This is a genomic window from Pedobacter sp. Hv1, from assembly GCF_001412215.1.
Lineage (GTDB): Bacteria > Bacteroidota > Bacteroidia > Sphingobacteriales > Sphingobacteriaceae > Pedobacter.
On the sequence record NZ_LLWP01000002.1, the window covers coordinates 200,350 to 219,975 of the forward strand.

The following is a 19,626-nucleotide window of genomic DNA, read 5'->3' on the forward strand; positions in this document are numbered from 1 at the left end:
ACTGGCATCTAAATGAATATTATTTTTTTATTTCAGCATAAACTGAATCGGTGCTCAATTCTTCTGGTTTGATCATTGTACCATTTTTTAAAGATTGGAAACCTTCCAATACAATTTTATCACCTGCTTTTAAACCTTTGGTTACCACATAAAACTTGCCTTTGGTAATTTCCATTACTTGGATTTCGGTGTTTACCACTTTAGCCGAATCTCCAAGAACGTACACAAATTTCTTTCCCTGTAAATCGATGGTAGATTTTTGAGGAATTAAAATTACGTTATCAATGTGCTGTGGAATACGAACTGAGGCACTTGCACCACTTTTCAAAATGGCGGTTGGGTTTGGAAATGTAGCCCTTAAGCTTGCTGAACCTGTATTGGTATTGATCTGGCTATTGATCGATTCGATTTTTCCATTTTGTGCATAAGTACTACCATCAGCTAAAATCAAACTTACTGCAGGTATGTTTTTCATTTGCGCCGCCAATGTTTTGCCTTTATACACATTGGCAAAATCTAACAGTTGTTTTTCATTTAATGAGAAATAAGCATATACCTTAGAAATATTAGATACTGTTGTTAATGGTTGTGCGCTAGTACCACTTACCAAACTTCCGGTTTTAAATGGAATGCTACCTACCACTCCATCAGCTGGGCTAGTAATGTTGGTATAGCTTAAATTTACTTTCGCATTTACCAATTCTGCCTTAGCCTGAGCTAAAGCAGCTTTTCTGCTTTGTAAGGTTAATTGCGCTGCTTCTAACTCATATTTGCTGATGATGTCTTTATCAACAAGCGGTTTGGTTTTATTCACCTGAAGTTGTGCAGCATTTACATTCGCTTCAGCATTGCTGATCGAAGCATTCGCAGTTCTAACTTGTTGTTCGTATTGCGGTGCATTGATTTTGAAAAGTAACTGCCCCTTCTTCACCACAGCCCCTTCATCTACATAAATCTTTTCAATAAAACCATCAACCTTTGGTCTGATGTCAACATCCTGAATACCTTCAATTGTTGCCGGATAATCAGAATCAAGTGTGGTAGATTGGGTAGCAACGGCAAATACTGGGTAGGCCTGTGGCTGTGCTGCAGCTGCCGCCTTCGCTGCTTTATCATCTTTACCTCCTCCGCAAGAAGCGAGAATGGCTCCTAAAAATAAAATCGATAGTCGTACTGTTGTTTTCATGTTTATGTGGGGTTACTTTGTGTTCTTTTTATTTAGTTGTGGATTGTGAGTTATAAGTTGTGGGTTACGAGTTGCAAGTTAGAGCGTTTAAACCTTACACCTTCTGCCTTTAGTTACGAGTTGCGGGTTATGAGTTGCAGGGTTAGGCATCCAAACCTTTCACCTTAAACCTTACGCCTTTAACCATTACCGGTAAACCATTTCAAAAATCAATCGCTTTCGCTCTTTCATCATTTTTAGATATTCTTCGTCATTCACATTAAATAATGTTTTGTTCAAGCCATTGGTAATCAAAGGATGTAACATTAGTGCAAATAAGTTCATACAAAACTGTCTAGGATCCATTTTTTGAATTCGGCCAGTTTCCATTTCTGCACCGATCTCTTTTAAAAATAACTTGGATCGTGTTTTCTTTTCTTCGGGTACTAATCCCGTACGGTTAAGTTCGGTAATTACATACATTTCTCGGTACGGAAATTCAATGGTCTGGTCTATAAATACATTAATCAGTTGTTGCAACTTCTCTTTGAAAGGTAATGCCGCCATAAAAACAGAATCCATAATTGCCGACATCTCTGCTCTTGCTTCTGTTGCAACTTGTTCAAAAAGAATATCCCTTGATCTAAAATAGTAATTTAAAAGCGTTCTATTCACACCAGCTGCATCTGCAATATCTTGTGTGGTTGCATGTAATTTCCCCTCAGAAAAAAAGATCCGTTTGGCCGTTTCTTTAATGTGCTGCTCTGTTCCTGTTTCTCTCTGCCCCATTTACAATTATGTTTAACATTTTTGTTAAACGACAAAAGTAGAGATATGTTTTTACAAGAATCTACTGTATCAAAAAACTAGCCGATTTATGACAGAGGATTGATAAAGACAAAATCATTAGTTGCTGACAGCCCATTTCTTCCTTCAAAATAAAAAAATCAATTGCCATAGGGGTAAAAATACTTTCGGTTGTATTAGGTATAGAAACACGAATTTTTTACTCCTATAAAAACAAAGATTATGGTTCCAGCACTTTTATTTTGGTTATTAAAAAAACATGCATTTCCTGTATTCAATAACTTGATTATTCAATTTCAGGTCAACAGTTTTCATAAGTTATTAAAGAAGAGAACTGCACTCTCCATCTTGGTTCTTCTCTTTACTATGGCTGCTTATGCTCAAGAAGAAACTTCTACCTATCAAATTAAGCGAAATGGAGATGTGATTGGTCAGATGCAATTTAAACAGAAAAGAAATGGCACAGACACTTACCTTACCATGAACTCGAAGGTAAAAACCCGTTTTATTTTTGAAATTAATGTACAAACAGCTGATGAAGCTCATTTTAAAAATGGACAATTGATGTATTCGGCGGTTTACAGAAAGGTAAATGGTAGAGAAAAAGAACACAAAGAAACCAAGTTAACCAATCAAAATTATCAGCTCCAGGCCGGTAATAAATCAAACTCCATTAATGGTAGCATTAACTATAATATGATGTTGCTGTATTGTAAAGAGCCTGTTAACATTGCCCAGGTTTATTCTGATAGTTTCCAACAAATTTTGGCCATTAAGCGAACCGCCCCTAATACTTACCGCATCAATTTGCCAGATGGCAACTATAACGATTATTACTTTCAGAATGGGGTATGCAAAACGGTTAAGGTGCATCACCCTCTTTATACCATTACCATGGAATTGGTTTAATCACTCAAAAAACACATCAAATGAAAACAAAAATATTTGTTAGCGGTGCCTCTGGTTTTATTGGCCGAAAGTTGTGCATTGCACTGGCCGATCAAGGTTATCAGGTACATGCTTTATGCAGAAAGTTAGACCATCCTTATCTCATTCAACATGAAAATGTTCAGTTTTTTGTTGGAGACATTTTAGACAAAGAAAGTTTAAGGCATGCCATGCGGGGTTGCGAGCAAGTTTACCACACCGCCGCCCTTGCAAAAATGTGGTGCAAAAACAAGGACGATTTTTACCAAGTTAATGTCATTGGAACCCGCAACCTATTGGAAAGTGCAGTGCAGTTAAATGTAAAACGGATTGTTTATACCTCTACCTGTGGTGTTTGGGGGCCAACATTTAAACATCCAATGGTTGAAAGCGATCCTAGGATAGCTGGTTTCCCTATTGATTACGAAAGAACAAAATACTTGGCAGAACTAGAAGTGAATACCTATGTTCAAAACGGATTGGATGTAGTGATTGTTAATCCTTCTCGTGTATTTGGCGAAGGGCCGATAACAGATAGCAATACGGTAAGCAAAATGGTAAAAGGCTATTTGAAAGGAAGTTGGAGGGTGATCCCAGGCTCTGGAGAAAATGTGGCCAATTATGCCTTTTTAGATGATGTAGTAGCTGGGCATATGGCTGCAATGGTGTATGGAAAATCTGGAGACCGGTACATATTGGGTGGTGAGGATATCAGTTTCAATCAATTTTTTGAGACTTTGGGCAATGTTTCTCATCAACATAAAAAAATGATCAGGGTATCTCAGAAACTCATCAAATTCTTTAGCCATATCGAGTTGCTTAAAACAAAAATTACGGGTCTAGCTCCCTTCTTTCTGCCTGAGTTTGCCGACAGGTTAAAGTACGATCAAAAATACAGTAGCCACAAAGCCATTACCCAACTTAACTATAGAATTACCCCTTTTGCCGAGGGATTGGAAAGAACGGTTCATTATATACAAAAAAACATATCAGCTTAAACAAATGAAAAATTTAACCGCATTAATTACAGGTGCCAGCGAAGGTTTGGGCAAAGCTTTTGCCTTTGAGTTGGCTGGTAGAGACATCGATCTTATCCTAGTTGCGCTTCCCAATTCAGGCTTGCCAAAACTGGCCAATTTTATCAGGGTCAATTTCAATATTAAGGTTACTTATTTTGAGTATGACCTGACGCAAGCAGAAAACTGTTCGGCAATTTTAGCGCAGCTCAAAGAAAAACAAATCACAGCCGATCTCTTGATCAACAATGCTGGATTAGGCAATTGGTCGTGGTTTGAAGAAAAAGATATCTTTTTTTATAAAAAACAGATCGACTTAAATATTACCAGCACCGTGCTGTTAACCCGGTTATTTTTAGATCAGGTTGACAAGAGCATTCCATCTTACATTTTGAATGTGGGCAGTTTAGGAGGACGTTTCGTTGTACCCCGAAAATTGGTTTATGGCGCTACCAAATCATTTATCAGCTACTTTACCCGATGTTTACAATTGGAACAATCGGGCACCAATGTACATGTAAGTTTGCTGAGCCCTGGTGGTATCAATACCAAAGCAGAGCTATTGGTACTTAACCATACTTTAAAAGGCTTGGCTAAAGCCACCATTTTAGAACCCGAACAAGTAGCCAAAACAGCCATCGACGGATTATTTAAAGGAAAAAAGGAAATTGTACCCGGCCAAATGAATAGGCTATTGGTTACATTCGATATGTTATTACCCACATTTATCAAAGAATTGATCATTAAAAGAAAACTGACCATGAACTTAAACCCTCAACATTAATGACTGAAACTGCATTTCTCCAATCACAATTTTGCCTATAAATTTAAGACAAAAGTTTACCTTAGATTACGATTAGCAAAGCATTGGAGCATACCGACAATCATCTTATTCCGTTGATAAAAAGAGGCGATAAAGCAGCTTTTGATACCGTTTATCTTAATTATTTTAAACGTTTGCATCAGTATGCCACTAATTTTATCAAAAACCAAGATGATGCAGAAGAAATTATCCAAAACGTTTTTTGCAGGATATGGGAAAAGAGAGACCAGCTTGATGCGGGCGGCTATCTCAAATCATTCTTGTATCGTTCGGTTCATAACGAGTGTTTAAATTACCTTAAACACGAAAATGTAAGGTCTAATTTTAAAGTTCACCATAACCAAAGCGCTGTGAATGAACAAGATTTATCTAAAGAAATATTAGCAATTGAATTGGAAAAGCAGATCCATTTGGCCATTAATGAATTGCCAACACAATGCCGGATCATCTTTCAAATGAGCCGTTTAGAACAACTTAAATACAATGAAATTGCCAAAGAACTTAATTTATCTGTTAAAACCGTAGAAAATCAGATGGGAAAGGCCTTAAAAACACTGCGTTTAAAATTGGTCGATTTTTTACCCCTTATTTTAATTTATTTAACTCAAAGCCTATGAACTGGAATGCTACTAACGTGAATGATGACTTGCTAGTTAAATACCTGCTTAATGAAGCTACAATAACTGAGCAACAACAAGTAGAAAACTGGATCAGTTTAGACCCAGCCAATCAAAAATATTATAACGATTTTAAGCTCATCATTGAAAAAAGCGAATTGACAGACGCAGATGAAAAAGATTATGATGCGCTAGACCGTCTTAACCAACGAATGGAAAAAGAAGGGCTAATTGCGAAACCAAAATCTTGGTTTACTTGGACAAGAACAATTGCTGCCATTTTAATTGTGAGTGTATCTGGTTGGTTAGGTTATACCTTATTGAACCAAGGCAAATCGCTGATAACTATCCAAACTACCACTGCTACCTTAAAACAAGAACTTCCAGATGGTTCTATCGTTACTTTGAACAAAAACTCACAGCTCTCTGCCAATTTTTCTGGCAAAACAAGAGCTATTGAATTAAAAGGAGAGGCTTTCTTTAAAGTTGAACCAGATCAAAGTAAACCTTTTATCATTAAAGTCAATAAAATTACGGTTAAGGTAGTGGGTACTTCTTTTAATATAAAGAGCAGAAATAACCATACCATTGTAGTAGTTGAAACAGGTATAGTAAAAGTGAGCAAATCCAATCAGCATATTGAATTGCACAAGGGTGAAAAAATAGAAATTGACGACCAAGACAAGCAACTCTCCAAACAGCCCAATAATAGTAAGTTGTATAATTATTATTACAGCAACGAAATTGTTTGCAACCAAACCAGGTTAGATGAGCTTGTACCTATTTTAAACGAAAAATTCAATGTAAAAATAACCATTACCAAACCAACGCTCCTAGAATTACCAATTAACACTACCTTTAAGCAAGAAACGCTGAATCAGATTTTAGATATTATTGCTAAAACCCATGCGCTTCAGGTAGTTTATGCTGGCAACCAAATTCTATTAAAGTAAGCGGATGACTCTATTGTCTAAAAATTGCTATATCCTTACATTGATCTTTTCTATTTTATGTGTAACACAAATAGAAACCAAAGCCCAAAGCATATTAGGCAAGCCCATCTCTATTACCGCTCGTCAACAAAAATTAGCCAAGGTATTGAGCTCCATTGAACAGCAGGGAAATTTTCGGTTTTCTTACAATAGTACCATTCTTCCACTGGATAGTTTGGTTGACATTAATGCCGTGAATTTAAGTGTTGAAGAAATATTAGATCGATTACTCAAACAAAGGTATGAATATCGGCAGGCTTATGATTTTATCATTATCCGATATGCCCCGCTACAACTGGCTTTAATTGTTCAAGAATCTGTTGGCGACCAAAACCACTATACCATTACTGGAAAAGTAGTAGACGAACAAAGTCGCAAACCCATTGCTAATGCCAGTGTATATGAAAAAAACCTCCTACAATCTACTTTAACAGACCAAGATGGATCATTTACCTTGAAACTTAAAAACATCTCGCAAACCGTTACAATTACCATCAGCAAATTAAATTACAAAGACGCCACTTCTTTCTTTTTACCAGAAATTACAGTACACAAAGGCAAAAAGAGAAACAGCAATAGATATATAGATGATGAGCCATCAGAAATAGATCAAACATTTTTAGGCCGTTTGTTAATTACCTCCAAACAAAAGATACAGTCTGCTAATACTGGTGGCTTTATTGCCAACGCCCCTGCTCAAATTTCTTTGGGTCCAGGTTTGAGCACTCACGGCTCACTAAGTGGACAAGTGATCAACAAGTTTTCTTTTAACATTACCGGCGATTACAATGCTGGGGCAGATGGAATGGAAATAGGCTTACTGTATAACATTGACAAGAGAAATGTTCGGGGTTTTCAATTTGGTGGTGCATTTAATCTGGTAGGCGGTAAATTTACAGGGCTACAGATCAGCGGTCTTCATAACGATGTACTTAAAAGCACTGATGGTGTTCAAATTGCGCTTGCCTATAACCAAACACGTGAAGCGCTCAATGGTGTTCAGATCGGTGGTTTTTATAACGATATCCGCAAAAGTGTAGCAGGTGTTCAGCTTTCTGCTGGCTACAACCAAATACGTGAAGAATTGAATGGTGTTCAGATTGGTGGTTTTGTAAATGTGGTGCATCAAAATATAAGGGGCTTCCAGTTTAATCCGTTATACAATCTTGGTAAAAAATCGATGTCTGGTGTACAAATAGGTGGTTTCCATAATAGGATACTTCAAACTTTCAGAGGTTTACAATTTGCTGTGCTTTACAACCAAACCAATGGCAATTTTAAAGGGATACAGTTTGCCGGATTGTTTAACAATGTAAATGACAATTTGAATGGGCTACAATTTTCGACAGGCTATAATCGCACCAAAAACAATATGGATGGTTGGCAAATTGGCAGCTTTAACACCACAGGAAGCGTAAGGGGTGCCCAACTTGCTTTGTTAGGCAATTTTACCCATAAAGAGGTAAAAGGATTACAGTTGGGCGGTATTTTTAATTATGCCAAAAAGCTAAAAGGATTACAAATTGGATTGCTCAATGTAGCCGATTCCTCTTCGGGTTATAGTATTGGGTTGATCAATTTCATTAAAAAAGGATACCACAAAATTAGCCTGAGCACCAACGAAAGTATTGCTTTTAATGCGGCTTTAAAAACTGGAAACGACAAATTATACACCCAATTGTTATTTGGCAAAAACCTGAATAACAACCAAAAACTAACAGCACTGGGTTTCGGTTTGGGTAAAGATTTTAATATAGGCAAACACCTTTCCTTAAATCCAGAAATCAGTAGCCGTTACATTTACCAGGGCGATTGGAAATATAGAAATATACTGAACAGATTAGATGTCAATGTGGGTTATCGATTGGGCAAGTGGTTGGCTATAACTGCAGGGCCAGCATTAAGCATGTATCATTCTACACAAACCAACCGAATTAATGGTTATGATTTTATTGGTAACAGATCGAGCAGTTTTAAAATAGGCAATACGAATAAAGGTTGGTTGGGTTGGAACTTTGGGGTTACGCTACTCTAGTCCCTATTCTAAATTTAATTTAAGATAATAAAGAGCTACTAAAATAAATTAGTAGCTCTTATTGTTTAGTATTCTAGCATTGGGGTAAACTTAATAAATTATCTTTTTCAGTTCTGTCAGGTACTGTTCGGATGTATGGCCTGCGACCATTAGGTCTTTCTACCTTAACATAAGCAGTACCTGCTGGCGTACTAACATAAAACTCTGTTGAATTTCTATCGATACGTTGAATAGCCTCTTCGACAGTAATTATTACCTTAGGTCTTAATGCGGACTCGTAATATCCGATACGTGTGATGTGTTCATTAGAACTCTGTACATCAGGTTTAGTGATGCAAACAACTCGATAACTTGCCATAATAGTTTATTTAAATGATTAATAAATGAATTGGCAAATTATCAATTAAGCAATACTGATAAATATGGTTAACCGTAAACAGCTGATTTAAAATTCAATTCTAACTTATATAGAGAAATTTACAACGCTGCTTCCAATAACTTTACTGAAGGTCTTTTCTTATAATCTTTATCAAAATAGGCAAATTTGATTTTTCCATCTCGGCCAATGATATAAGTAGCTGGCACCGGCAAAACATAATCTACTTGCCCATTGGCTAAGGCCACATCAAGTCCTCCTTTTTTATATTTATCTGCTAAACCTGGCTCCATGGCATAGTTAACTTGGTAAGCTTTCATAATCCCGTAATCTCGATCGCTGATGATACTAAATGAGGCCTTTGTTTTAGCGATCGTTTTATCAATGCCTGCCGCATTTTCTGGAGAAACCCCAATTACATAAGCACCTTTGGCTGTTAGCACCTGCAGGCTATCTTGTAAATTTTTAATGTGTTTGCTACAAAAAGGGCACCATTGGCCACGATAAAAGAAAAGCACTACAGATTGGTGTTCTTTTAAAACTTTCTTTAGGTCTATCAATTTGCCATTATTGTCTTTTGCACTAAATAATGGGGCTTTCTCTCCTACTTTTAAAGCGGTTTGGGCAAATAATTGTGCAGCAGTAAAAATGATGAATGCAGTGAATAAGATTTTTTTCATGTCTATTAATTTTCTGATTAAATGGAAAGCTGCTCAGTTCATTCTGAAATGCTTTCGCATTGTATAGTCGAGAAAGTTAACCGATCCTTACAAAAAAGATATTTTTATTTAGAAATTGTTTAAAGTTCGTTTTTTACTTTACTTGTCATCCTGAGCTTGTCGAAGGATTGATTTTAAAGGCGTTTCGACAGGCTCAACGTGACAACCTGTATAAACAGTTTTTTAATCTATTGATCTAAGGCACTAGCAATTGAGAAATTTGTCCTTTGTTTCCGGTTAAAAGAATCAGCTTACCCTTTTTCGCTTTTTGTAAAGCATTAAAGTTTTGTGTAGAAATATTGGTCCAGGTTTTACCACCATCAGTAGAGAAATCTGTTCCAGAAGAACCTGTAGCGAAACACAATTGATCAGTAATATATTCAACCGCTGAGCGGTAGCCCAGCACTGGTTTTGTAGGCTTGCTCCAGCTTTTGCCACCATTACTGGTAAGCAGCACATTGTTGGTATTTTCTTTATCTTTTAAATAATTACCACCAACAGCTAATCCTTTTTTAGCATCGTAAAAAGCAATAGAGAATGGTCCGGTACTACTTTCGCCTTGTATAATTGGGCATGGATATACTTTCCATTTCTTGCCATAATTGCTAGAAAAATAAATATTAGAAGCAGAACCTCCACTGGCAATCCAAACTTTACCATCTGTACCAGTTCTAATGGTAGTACCACTGGCTGCAAAACCTGCCTCACCCATTTTTAAATCTTTCTTTAAATTGGCCGAAATATCTTTCCATGTTAAACCACCATCGGTAGTTTTAAGCAGCTGCATTTTATTTTTAATCGGGTCGCCAAAAATTATTCCTTGTTGGTCATCCCAAAAAGCCATTCCATCTAAAAAAATGGCTGAATCTGTATTTTTATAAACCTGTTGCCAGTTTTTACCACCATCTATTGTAGAAAGGATATAAGCTGGCGAACCTGCATTAACCACAATGGCCTTAAGGTTATCAAAGGCTTCAATATCTCTAAAATCTAGTTTTTCAAATCCTTTAGGTTGCGTCCATTCCCAAGTTCTGCCTCCATTTAAGGTTTTACCTACATAACCATTACTACCACTTACCCAAGCCACAGAATCAGATACAACAGATAATCCCCTCATACTTGTATTTTTGCCAGTATGGAGCGATTTTAGTGTATAGCTTTGAGCAAAACAGATTGCAGGGAAAAGTAAAAAGAAAAATAAGGTGTTTTTCATGGTCAGGTAAATTAATTCATGAAGATAGCAAAATAGAAAAGATTATTTAGCTCTTTTCCAACTTTCTGATCTGCCAATTAAGGAGATACCCACATAACCCCTAATGTTCAATTGTCCGTCGTTTTTGATATTGAGGTTACAGCTATAAGTTTTACCTGTTTTAGGATCGTAGATTGTGCCATCGGTCCATTTACCATCTTCGAAAACAAAATCTTTTAAAATTTCCAAGCCGAGGATTGGTTTTGATCTTAAATCGGCATTTGGATTTTTAAGGTCAGTTTTAGGTTTGCCTTTTTCATCATTTGGCTCTTTGATCCAAGCCAATTTACCAAAGTATTTATCTCCTTTTTTATAAATTTCTATCTGACCTTCGCCAGATGGGTTAACCCATTTACCCAAAACATCATCCTTTTTTTGAGCAAAAACAGAGAGTGTGCAAATTGCGAAAACGAGCAGTAGAGATAATTTCTTCGACATAGGATATAGATTTAACTATTTATAAAGTTAGTGAATAGGTTTTGAAAACAAAACTTCTCTATATTCCTAACTCTAAAATGACATTTCTATTGTGTGTATGCTGCAAATCAATCGGGTAGAATGGTCCTGATCAGGGAAGAAAAATACATGGCAGGGCTTGCTTTTGGCATAAAATCGTCTGGCAGAACTTCTGCATGAAATCCATTCTTTTTTAAAAGCTCAATAATAGCTAGGGCACAAACTAGCCCATTGTGGCATTGTATTCTTAAAATATGGTCACAATCTTCTAAATCGAAGTTGGCCTGATAGTCTTTAAAATTTTCATGTATTTGCAGCATGAGTCTTTTGGCCGCTTCGCTAGTATTTACATCTGTTTTAAAAACTTCAATCATGTGGTGTTTACCTTAGGGAACCTGCTCAGTTTTTGCTCAACAGGTTCCTATGGCTTTGTTTTATTGGTTTATCTATGATTTTCTTTCATCAAAATTCACCATCCATTGGATACCGAACTGATCTGTTAACATTCCGAAATAAGCACCCCAGAACATTTTTTGTAAAGGCATTTGTACGCTACCACCGGCTGCCAAACCATTAAATAGTTGATCTGCCTCAGCTTCGCTATCGGTATCAATTGAAATTGACATGTTGGTTCCTAATTTTACTTGTTCCATGTTTTTAAGTACATCAGTACCCATTAAAATGCTATTTGGACCAATAGGTAATGCTACATGCATGATGCCATCTTTTTCATCGGCCGGAACTTCTTCACAACCAGGAGTTCCATCAAAACGTTGAAGGGTGATAAATTCTCCACCAAATACTGATTTATAAAAATTGAATGCTTCTTCGGTATTTCCGTTAAAGTTTAAATACGTGTGTAATGTTGCCATAGTGCGAATTGTTTTTGATTTGATTGTTTTATTGATTTATTTTTTGTTCTAAAATATGCAATCACAATGACCTAGGGGCCATAAGAATGATCTTTATATTTTCAAATTTAGTAAGACTAAGTTAGGGGCTATTTGGTATAAACAGCCTTGCCTAACCAGTCAATTTTAAGGGTGATTTAAGACAATTTTTGATTGATATTTTTCAATTGATGTGTATGCCGTTGCGTATGATAAATAACAAAATAGATCGCTTCCAATCTGGTTAAAAAGCCATAAACAGGCAATTCAAAGGCTAGGCAAGTTTTACTCAAATCCAATGTTTCAACTTCCTTCGCCGTTAATTCTTGAATCTCTTTTATTTTGGCCAACTGTGCAGTTTGATCATAAGCTTTACTTTCAGGATAGATAAAATCTGGCGACTGCATTTTAAATTCAAAATTTAAGAAATCTGATTGTAAGCGGGGAACCAGTTCATCAATTGCTCTATCGGTCTCTTTAACCTGGGCATTTAAAACTGCCGCAAAACCTGTATTGGCTAAAATTAAATGTTCTGCCACCTGCCCTGCGGTCCAGCTGTTTTCGAAAGGAACCTTATTAAAATTTTCGGCATCAAATGCAGCAATTAAATTGCTTAGGGCGGAAAATGTATCCGCAAAATCCTTTAAAATTATTTCTTTGTTCATCACATTTAGTTTAATTACATGTATTTCATTCCTTCGTAACCCAATAGTCTTCTCCAAAGTGCAATCTGTCCAATACAATTGGCCTCTCTGTACATGTCAAAAGAAACCATTTCGTACATCGGAAAACTCATTCCCGGAAACTCCAATACTTTATCCAATACTGCATCTGTAGCATTGAGCATATAGTTTCTTAAAATGGGTGTAATTTGCTCCCAATCTTGTTGATAAGTAGCCAAAGATGGGTAGGTAACCTCATCTTTAATGCCTTGATGGTCTTTAAAAAGTTCGTGGCTGCTCGACTGGATTTCGGCGCCAAACAAATTGGCAATCTCATATCTTTCCTGCACCAAACTTCCCGCAATCCATGCAATATGGTTTGCTTTGGTATTTAAACGTTTAGTTGCATCCTCGGCCGAAATTCCTGCCAAAGCATTATAGAAATAAGTGGTATGCATATCATATAATACAATGAGTGCATACATACGGTTACTTGCAGTTTTAATTTCCATTTTTATCTATTTTTTGTTTACACTAAGGTAGCTCATCTTTACCTTGAACATGCTTGCGTAAGACGTCAATATTCGGGGGCATTTAAGACAATTTTCCTATCTTAGTTGATCAAACCATTTCATTGTATGAAACTATTAGGTGTTTTACTCAGCAAGAATTATAAGTTATTGAGCGTAGCTGCTATTTTAGAAGTTTTTGAAACCGTAAATAAGTTTTATGAGACAGCTGGAGATGCGCAACCCTTCGAAATCAACTTGTTGGCTTCAGAAGAAACCACGCGCCATCAGCAAGAGGCCTTTGGTTATCCCCTACAATCTATTCAAGAAGTTAAACAATTGGACATGATTTTAATTCCTGCTTTTACATCAGATAACATGCCCGAAACCCTACAAGCAAATGGTACTTGTATCCCTCATCTCATTAAACAATATAATAATGGAGCTAGCCTTGGTACGTTTTGTACGGGTGCTTTTTTATTGGGTGCAAGTGGTTTATTAAATGGAAAGATTGCGACTACACATGTGGATGCCAGCAATGGTTTTGCCCATGCTTTTCCGGCGGTAAAGCTAAAAGCTGATAAAACCGTTACCCAAGACGGACGATTGTATACCAGTGGTGGAGCCACATCTTCATTTCACCTCCTGTTACATTTGGTGCATGAGTATTGTGGTAAGGAAATGGCCATTAAAATTGCCAAGGTTTTCGCCATCGATATGGATCGTGATAAACAATCGTATTTCAGCACCTTCCAACCTTCTCGTAGCCATAATGACGAGTTGGTGGCTTCTGCCCAACAAAAAATTGAAAGCAATTACCATGATGCCGCAACCATTGAAGAACTGATCAAAGACATTCCCTCAAGTCGCAGAAATATTGTACGCCGATTTAAGCAAATTACAGGCATTACTCCAATAGAATACCTACAACAAACCCGGATTGCCGCAGCAAAAAGATTGTTGGAGCGTACCGGGCAACAAATGACAGAGATTATCTTTAACTCTGGTTACAGCGACCCTAAGGCTTTTAGAAAGGTTTTTAAAAAGAGTGTTGGCATGACACCTTCTCAATATAGGGAGAAGTTTCAGGTAAGGTAAGGCTCTATTTTAAATGCAAAAGCATCTGAATATCCGATCGCTCATAAGGAGAAGTATGCCCCTCTACCCTTTCGAAACCCAATTTATGGTACAAATTAATAGCAGGCTTCAAAATGGTATTACTTTCTAGATAAAGCGTTGTTGCCCCCAAACTTTTCGCTTTTTCTACGATAGCCTGGCCTAGCAAATAACCAATATTTTTCCCCTGTACCTTTGGCGACACGGCCATTTTTGCCAATTCATAATCATAGGCATGGTTAGTGAGTTTAATCAAAGCACAAACGCCTACTGGTTCATTGTTAAATAAAGCAACTTTAATATGCCCACCCTTAGCCAAGATATAGGCTTCTGGTTGATCTAAGGATTCATAATCTTTGGCTTCCATTTTAAAATAATTGGAGATCCACTCTTCATTTAAAGCCCTAAAAGAGGCGTTGTATTTTGGCTGGTAGTCTACAATTTCAATTGCACCAGATAGGGCGTTTTTTTCTTTATCCTTAACGGGAGGTGTAACTAATGTCAGATCTTTGATAAATTCATCAACCGCATTAAAATCAGTAGCCCAACAGGTAACCAATCTAACTGCCGAAAATTGGTCGTCAATCTTTTTCCATACATAAAAGGCATAGTCTTGGTTAATTTTAGCAATTACCTCATTCGGAAATATAGGAAAGGATTGGTTGGTTTGGGTCTCTGTAAGGAAAGCATAGCCCAGTGCTTTTATTCCCTGATGCAGTTTTTGTGCAGCTTGGTTGGCATGATCGCCCAGTTTAAAAAAGAGATCGTCTTTAAACAGTTCTAAGAATTGGATACCCAACAACCTGCCTTTGGCCAATAAAGCCCCTCTTTGTTTGATATTGTATTTAAAATTTTGTTGAAGCGATTGGTTATTGATCACAATGGCCTCACCCAAAAGAGCGCCTGTTTTGGTGCCACCAATATAAAACACATCGGTATAAACGCCCAAATCTTTTAAGGTTAAACCACTATTTTTTGCCATTAGGCCAGATGCCAGTCTTGCTCCATCTAAAAACAACAAAAGGCCTTTTTCCTTACAATATGCTGATAGTGCTTTCAGTTCATCTTTGGTATAAAATGTACCCACTTCTGTTGAATTGGAAATGTACACCATTCGTGGCATGGTGGTATGTACCTCCTCAAATAAATCTAGTTTATCCTGAATATCTTGTACCCTTAATTTACCATCTGCGGTATTTACCGTTTGTATCCGATGGCCTGTGGCTTCAATGGCACCAGTTTCGTGTACTTGAATGTGTGCTGTTTCTGCTGCAATTACCGATTCGTAAGGACGAAGTAAAGCTGAAATAACCAATAGATTAGCCTGGGTACCTCCAGAAACGAAATACACCGCAGCACTTGGATGCTCCATCTTATCAGTAATTAGTTTGGCAGCAGCCAACGAGTAAGTATCTGCTCCATAACCTTCTTCTACAGTGAAATTACTTTCTGCAAGTGCTGTTAAAATATTGGGATGGCAACCTTTAGTATAGTCGTTTTTAAAATTGTATTTCATGTCTTCAATCCTTTTGAATAATGAGGTAAAGATATCAAATATTTTATATATGTTAATATTTACGTAAAATATTACATATATTTGATTTCAATTCAATTTCAGATGAACATTATTGAAAAAGCAGGCATTTTAGCCATTGGAACACGATTATTGAGAGTGCACGATTTATTGAGAATTGATGCAAATACCTTTTATAAAGCACAAGGTTTTGATTTCGAAACCAAATGGTTCTCGGTAATGTATGTACTTTCTGTTCAATCTCCTTTAAGTGTAACTGAAATTTCGGCCGAGATTGGCTTAAGTCATCCCACTACCATTACCTTGTTAAAAGAGTTGGAGAACAAAAAGTTCATCGAATCGATCAAAGACGAAAAGGATGAAAGGAAACGGAATATTCAGCTTACCCCAACCGGATCAGATTTGGTTAAATCGTTAAAACCAATCTGGAAAATGATTATCAACGTATTGACCAAATTGACCAGCAACCAAAACAATTTATTTGAAGCCATTAACGAAGTGGAAGACCGATTAAGGGAAAGCAGTTTTTTACAGCGAATGGAAGCCCTAGCAACTGACCAAGGACAGGTTAAATCGGACCTGATCACTATCAAAAAAATTGAGGTCCAAGAAGAATTGGCAATTGCCCAAGCCATTCTACAGCAAGTTCAATTGCAAAAAGGCGAGCTGAATGAATATGATCCTATTGATGGTTATATTTTTTACATGGCTTTTGTAAATGGTTTACCTGCTGGCACCGCAGTAATTAGCTTAATAGACCACAATGCCAACTTAGATGAATTGGCTGTATTGGACAATTATAAATCGATGGGTATTGAAGAAGCTTTATTGGAAGCGATTAAAACGTCCTAAATCAACTGTACAATAACTGGGCTTTTTGCACCTGTATAATCAATGGCAGAGCAATACTGAGCAGTATGAACCTTTTTCTTTAATTTCTCTATTGTTGGGCTAGTATAAGGTAGGTTTATAGATTTACCAGTCATCAGTTTGATCAAATCTTCATCATACAAAGCGTATATTTCAAACAAATGCAACAATAACATTTCGGTGCGATAATTATCAATGTGATAGTGACCATCCAAATCAAGTTGCTTAACCTCTACATGGTGTGCTGTGACCTCCATTTTCAAATATTCATATATAGCAGTTAACATTTCATCTAGTTTTTCTTCTTCAATTTTGATCAGTAGATATACACTACTATTGGTAATGAGGTAGCCATTTAAGATCAATTCTCCATACCAAGTACATTTATTTAGTGCTCTAGCGATTATCAATTTGCATTGATCGGCTTCAAACAACTCCTTCCACCCGCCCAATCTCAGCACCACAGCTTGGTTATGCTTTTTGTGCACTGGCTTTTTCTTTACCACCGCACCTAAATCGACCTTTTTTTCCATTTGATGCTAATTATTGAAAATGTTGATGGTTTTGTTCTCTTTTTTAAACTCTTTTTTAATGCCGCTAAGCAAATCTATTTTACTTACCATCGTTTCATTTTTACCAATGGTTGCTAAAGCACAATACCGAAGTACATTGATAATAGCCCCACCCGTTAGCTCATATTCTTCTGCAATTTGATGTAAATCGATATCAGCATGTAAGGTACAAACTCCAGCAAATGCGTTTAACCACAATTGGTAACGTTCTGTTACTGATGGCATTTTAAAATTAATGATCGACTGGAACCGTCTGGTAAAGGCATCGTCCATATTTGCCCTTAAGTTGGAGGCTAAGATCACAACGCCAGGAAAATCTTCAATCCGTTGCAAAAGGTAAGCAGTTTGCTGGTTGGCATGTCTATCATTTGAGGTAGTAGCAGCTGTTCGTTTCCCAAATAATGCATCAGCTTCATCAAAAAATAAAATCCAGTCTTTATGTTCGGCAATATCAAATATCTTGGATAGGTTTTTCTCCGTTTCGCCAATATATTTAGAGACAATCATCGATAGGTCAACTTTATATACATCCCTTTGGGCTGCTTTGCCAATTAGGGTGGCAGTAAGTGTTTTCCCCGTACCCGGTGGACCGCAAAATAAGGTTCTGTAACCTGGCTTAATTTTTTTAAATAAACCCCAATCGTTCATTAAAGTATGCCCATGCGCAAGCCATAGCTTAATTTCTGTAACCTGTTCCATAACTAATTCATCTAACACTACATCTTGCCATTCCAGATGTGTAGTAATTTTTTGGGCCGGAAAAGAAGGACTACTTTCTGGTTGGATTTTTTGACCAGTTAAAAAATAATGGAGCCAAGTTTCATTGATGGTTAAAATACCATTGAATCTGGGCAGATAAGATTCTGTATCTGTTAAAGAGAGTACTTGTTCTTTTACCAATATACTTTCTTTATCAAATAGTTTGATTACTTCTGTTCTGAGGGTTGGATCTGTAACTGTTAGGACAAAACATAAAGTTTGGCCTGTAGGTAAAAAACCGCTATGATTTTTATCTACCACCCCACCGAACTCTGTAAAACCTTTATCGTAAATTTGGTTCTTACCAAAAAAGATATCTAATATTTCGGGTTGTACGTGTGGTGCCATGGCCAGAGCCAAAGCTAGTCTGCCATAAAGATCCAAATCCCACTCTACTAAAGTTTTGCTATACGTACAGTTTGCCCCATCTAGCTCTGGCAGTGGAATATCGTGCCAATTTTGCTCGTGACCTTCTTGAAGTAGGTAAGTTTTAATTGCTTGCTCAATAACGCACTGCAACCAATTCATTTCTCTAAAAATTGTAGGTATAGCTAAATTAGTTTCCATAACTGATGAACAACTTTTCTATATCATCTAAATTGGCATCGGCCCACCTAAAATATTGCAAAGCGGTATTCGGATTTAATTCATTTGCCTGAAGCATATCTAACACGCTAACCTGTGCATGAGATTGAATCTGTGGTGCATACTCATTATCGTAATGAAATTCGTGCTTGTAAAAACTCCTCGCCCACTCGTTCTGAAATTGTCTTTGCGCAATGAGTTCGCTAATGAAAACCTCTAAGCGTTCGTCTTGAACCATTAGTTTTTTGGCCTTAAAAAAACTTGGTTTGCGATTGGTTTCTCGGTGATAATATTCCAAATCTTTGGAAAGGATGGTTTTGGAACTATGGTGACCAAAAACATCAATCAATCCGGGGCCTTCGGTATCGGTAATGATTTCCAATTCGGCCTTATGATCGCTAGAAATGGCCAAGGTCCAATCTAATGTAGACACACTTTCGGTAACCACATAAATTTCGCGAAACGAAAAATGGGTTTGGGTTAACCTAATGATGAGCAGATCTTTGATGGATCCCCAGTTCATAATTTTAATGGATTCTGGTTCATTTGCCTTGAACAAAAAGCTACCCGTAGCGCCAAAAGAGATCAATTGTTTACTGTACTCGTATGCTCCTTCCTCCGAATCGTGACCACGTTCTCTACTGGTATAAGGTTTGGTTACACCATCGTGAAATTTCCAGCCAATTGGATTGAGCTTCACGTTGTAATCAATTTGACATGAATCTGGATCTACGGTATTGTTTCTAAAAATGTTGCCCAATATGATCATTTCTCCATTTCGGATTTGAAAAAAATCTCCAGGATAAACCTGTTGGTTCAACGGCTTTGTAGGAAGAAATCCACCAGTTTGCAGATAAAAATTTCTATAAAAATTCTTGTAGTTTGCATTCATAACACGCTGATTAAAATCAACCCATCGCCCTCAATTGATCAGACGATGGGCA

22 protein-coding genes are annotated in these 19,626 nt (G+C 37.0%); 8 read left to right on the plus strand and 14 right to left on the minus strand.

Features of this window, described 5'->3' with window-relative positions; all coding sequences use genetic code 11:
* Positions 1-19: 19 nt before the first annotated feature.
* Together AQF98_RS05135 and AQF98_RS05140 are read right to left on the minus strand one after the other, a co-directional pair.
* Positions 20-1,186 (minus strand): efflux RND transporter periplasmic adaptor subunit, encoded by a 1,167-nt coding sequence (locus AQF98_RS05135; RefSeq protein ID WP_055130852.1) that lies wholly within the window; start codon positions 1,184-1,186, stop codon positions 20-22.
* 186 nt (positions 1,187-1,372) lie between these two features.
* Positions 1,373-1,954, minus strand: a complete 582-nt coding sequence (locus tag AQF98_RS05140) for a TetR/AcrR family transcriptional regulator (RefSeq protein ID WP_055130853.1) — start codon at positions 1,952-1,954, stop codon at positions 1,373-1,375.
* Between the two features lie 240 nt (positions 1,955-2,194).
* On the opposite strand from AQF98_RS05140, the gene AQF98_RS05145 reads away from it, so the two are divergent.
* From AQF98_RS05145 to AQF98_RS05170, 6 genes are all read left to right on the plus strand, one after another.
* Positions 2,195-2,881 carry a DUF6134 family protein gene (locus AQF98_RS05145; RefSeq protein ID WP_055130854.1) on the plus strand — a complete coding sequence of 229 codons (687 nt, stop codon included), beginning with the start codon at positions 2,195-2,197 and terminating at the stop codon, positions 2,879-2,881.
* A gap of 20 nt (positions 2,882-2,901) precedes the next feature.
* Positions 2,902-3,897: an NAD-dependent epimerase/dehydratase family protein gene (locus AQF98_RS05150; RefSeq protein WP_055130855.1), complete on the plus strand. Its 996-nt coding sequence runs from the start codon at positions 2,902-2,904 to the stop codon at positions 3,895-3,897.
* A 4-nt stretch (positions 3,898-3,901) separates the two neighbouring features.
* Complete coding sequence (locus AQF98_RS05155) at positions 3,902-4,699, plus strand: SDR family oxidoreductase (RefSeq protein ID WP_055130856.1); 798 nt, start codon at positions 3,902-3,904, stop codon at positions 4,697-4,699.
* Between the two features lie 83 nt (positions 4,700-4,782).
* Positions 4,783-5,355, plus strand: a complete 573-nt coding sequence (locus AQF98_RS05160) for an RNA polymerase sigma-70 factor (RefSeq protein WP_082434910.1) — start codon at positions 4,783-4,785, stop codon at positions 5,353-5,355.
* A complete protein-coding gene (locus AQF98_RS05165; RefSeq protein ID WP_055130857.1) occupies positions 5,352-6,308 on the plus strand; it encodes a FecR family protein in 957 nt (318 codons plus the stop codon). Before AQF98_RS05160 ends, AQF98_RS05165 begins: the two co-directional genes overlap by 4 nt.
* 4 nt (positions 6,309-6,312) lie before the next feature.
* Positions 6,313-8,382, plus strand: a complete 2,070-nt coding sequence (locus AQF98_RS05170; RefSeq protein WP_055130858.1) for a carboxypeptidase-like regulatory domain-containing protein — start codon at positions 6,313-6,315, stop codon at positions 8,380-8,382.
* 73 nt (positions 8,383-8,455) lie between these two features.
* Here AQF98_RS05170 and AQF98_RS22425 read toward each other — a convergent pair whose 3' ends face one another.
* The 8 genes from AQF98_RS22425 to AQF98_RS05210 form a co-directional block, all read right to left on the minus strand.
* Positions 8,456-8,740 carry a DUF3892 domain-containing protein gene (locus AQF98_RS22425; protein WP_055130859.1) on the minus strand — a complete coding sequence of 95 codons (285 nt, stop codon included), beginning with the start codon at positions 8,738-8,740 and terminating at the stop codon, positions 8,456-8,458.
* Positions 8,741-8,859: 119 nt separating this feature from the next.
* Positions 8,860-9,438, minus strand: coding sequence for a peroxiredoxin-like family protein (locus AQF98_RS05180; RefSeq protein ID WP_055130860.1), 579 nt, complete (start codon positions 9,436-9,438; stop codon positions 8,860-8,862).
* 235 nt (positions 9,439-9,673) lie between these two features.
* The gene (locus tag AQF98_RS05185) at positions 9,674-10,690 is read right to left on the minus strand and encodes an oxidoreductase (RefSeq protein ID WP_055130861.1); all 1,017 of its coding nucleotides are present in this window, start codon (positions 10,688-10,690) and stop codon (positions 9,674-9,676) included.
* Positions 10,691-10,732: 42 nt separating this feature from the next.
* Positions 10,733-11,167, minus strand: coding sequence for a DUF2147 domain-containing protein (locus AQF98_RS05190; protein WP_055130862.1), 435 nt, complete (start codon positions 11,165-11,167; stop codon positions 10,733-10,735).
* 107 nt (positions 11,168-11,274) lie between these two features.
* Entirely contained in the window at positions 11,275-11,559 is a 285-nt protein-coding gene (locus AQF98_RS05195; RefSeq protein ID WP_055130863.1) for a hypothetical protein, read from the minus strand.
* A gap of 72 nt (positions 11,560-11,631) precedes the next feature.
* Positions 11,632-12,057, minus strand: a complete 426-nt coding sequence (locus tag AQF98_RS05200; protein ID WP_055130864.1) for a VOC family protein — start codon at positions 12,055-12,057, stop codon at positions 11,632-11,634.
* A 176-nt stretch (positions 12,058-12,233) separates the two neighbouring features.
* On the minus strand, positions 12,234-12,740 hold the full coding sequence (locus AQF98_RS05205; RefSeq protein WP_055130865.1) for a DinB family protein: 507 nt from the start codon (positions 12,738-12,740) through the stop codon (positions 12,234-12,236).
* Between the two features lie 14 nt (positions 12,741-12,754).
* Positions 12,755-13,249, minus strand: a complete 495-nt coding sequence (locus tag AQF98_RS05210) for a hypothetical protein (protein WP_055130866.1) — start codon at positions 13,247-13,249, stop codon at positions 12,755-12,757.
* Between the two features lie 126 nt (positions 13,250-13,375).
* Between AQF98_RS05210 and AQF98_RS05215 the strand changes: the two genes are divergently transcribed.
* Positions 13,376-14,344: a GlxA family transcriptional regulator gene (locus AQF98_RS05215; protein WP_055130867.1), complete on the plus strand. Its 969-nt coding sequence runs from the start codon at positions 13,376-13,378 to the stop codon at positions 14,342-14,344.
* Between the two features lie 4 nt (positions 14,345-14,348).
* Here the strand turns inward: AQF98_RS05215 and AQF98_RS05220 are convergent, their stop codons facing one another.
* The gene (locus AQF98_RS05220; RefSeq protein WP_082434911.1) at positions 14,349-15,878 is read right to left on the minus strand and encodes a GNAT family N-acetyltransferase; all 1,530 of its coding nucleotides are present in this window, start codon (positions 15,876-15,878) and stop codon (positions 14,349-14,351) included.
* Between the two features lie 102 nt (positions 15,879-15,980).
* Here AQF98_RS05220 and AQF98_RS21800 point away from each other — a divergent pair, with 102 nt between their 5' ends.
* Positions 15,981-16,748, plus strand: a complete 768-nt coding sequence (locus AQF98_RS21800; protein WP_082434912.1) for a MarR family transcriptional regulator — start codon at positions 15,981-15,983, stop codon at positions 16,746-16,748.
* On the opposite strand, the gene AQF98_RS05230 is transcribed toward AQF98_RS21800, so the two are convergent.
* The 3 genes from AQF98_RS05230 to AQF98_RS05240 are packed head-to-tail and all read right to left on the minus strand — an operon-like array spanning position 16,745 to position 19,574.
* Positions 16,745-17,299, minus strand: coding sequence for a hypothetical protein (locus AQF98_RS05230; RefSeq protein WP_055130868.1), 555 nt, complete (start codon positions 17,297-17,299; stop codon positions 16,745-16,747). The two genes, AQF98_RS21800 and AQF98_RS05230, sit on opposite strands and share 4 nt — an antisense overlap.
* Before the next feature lie 6 nt (positions 17,300-17,305).
* Positions 17,306-18,664, minus strand: a complete 1,359-nt coding sequence (locus tag AQF98_RS05235; protein ID WP_055130869.1) for an ATP-binding protein — start codon at positions 18,662-18,664, stop codon at positions 17,306-17,308.
* Positions 18,654-19,574 (minus strand): hypothetical protein, encoded by a 921-nt coding sequence (locus tag AQF98_RS05240; RefSeq protein WP_055130870.1) that lies wholly within the window; start codon positions 19,572-19,574, stop codon positions 18,654-18,656. The genes AQF98_RS05235 and AQF98_RS05240 overlap by 11 nt, the downstream gene beginning before the upstream one ends.
* Positions 19,575-19,626: the final 52 nt, after the last annotated feature.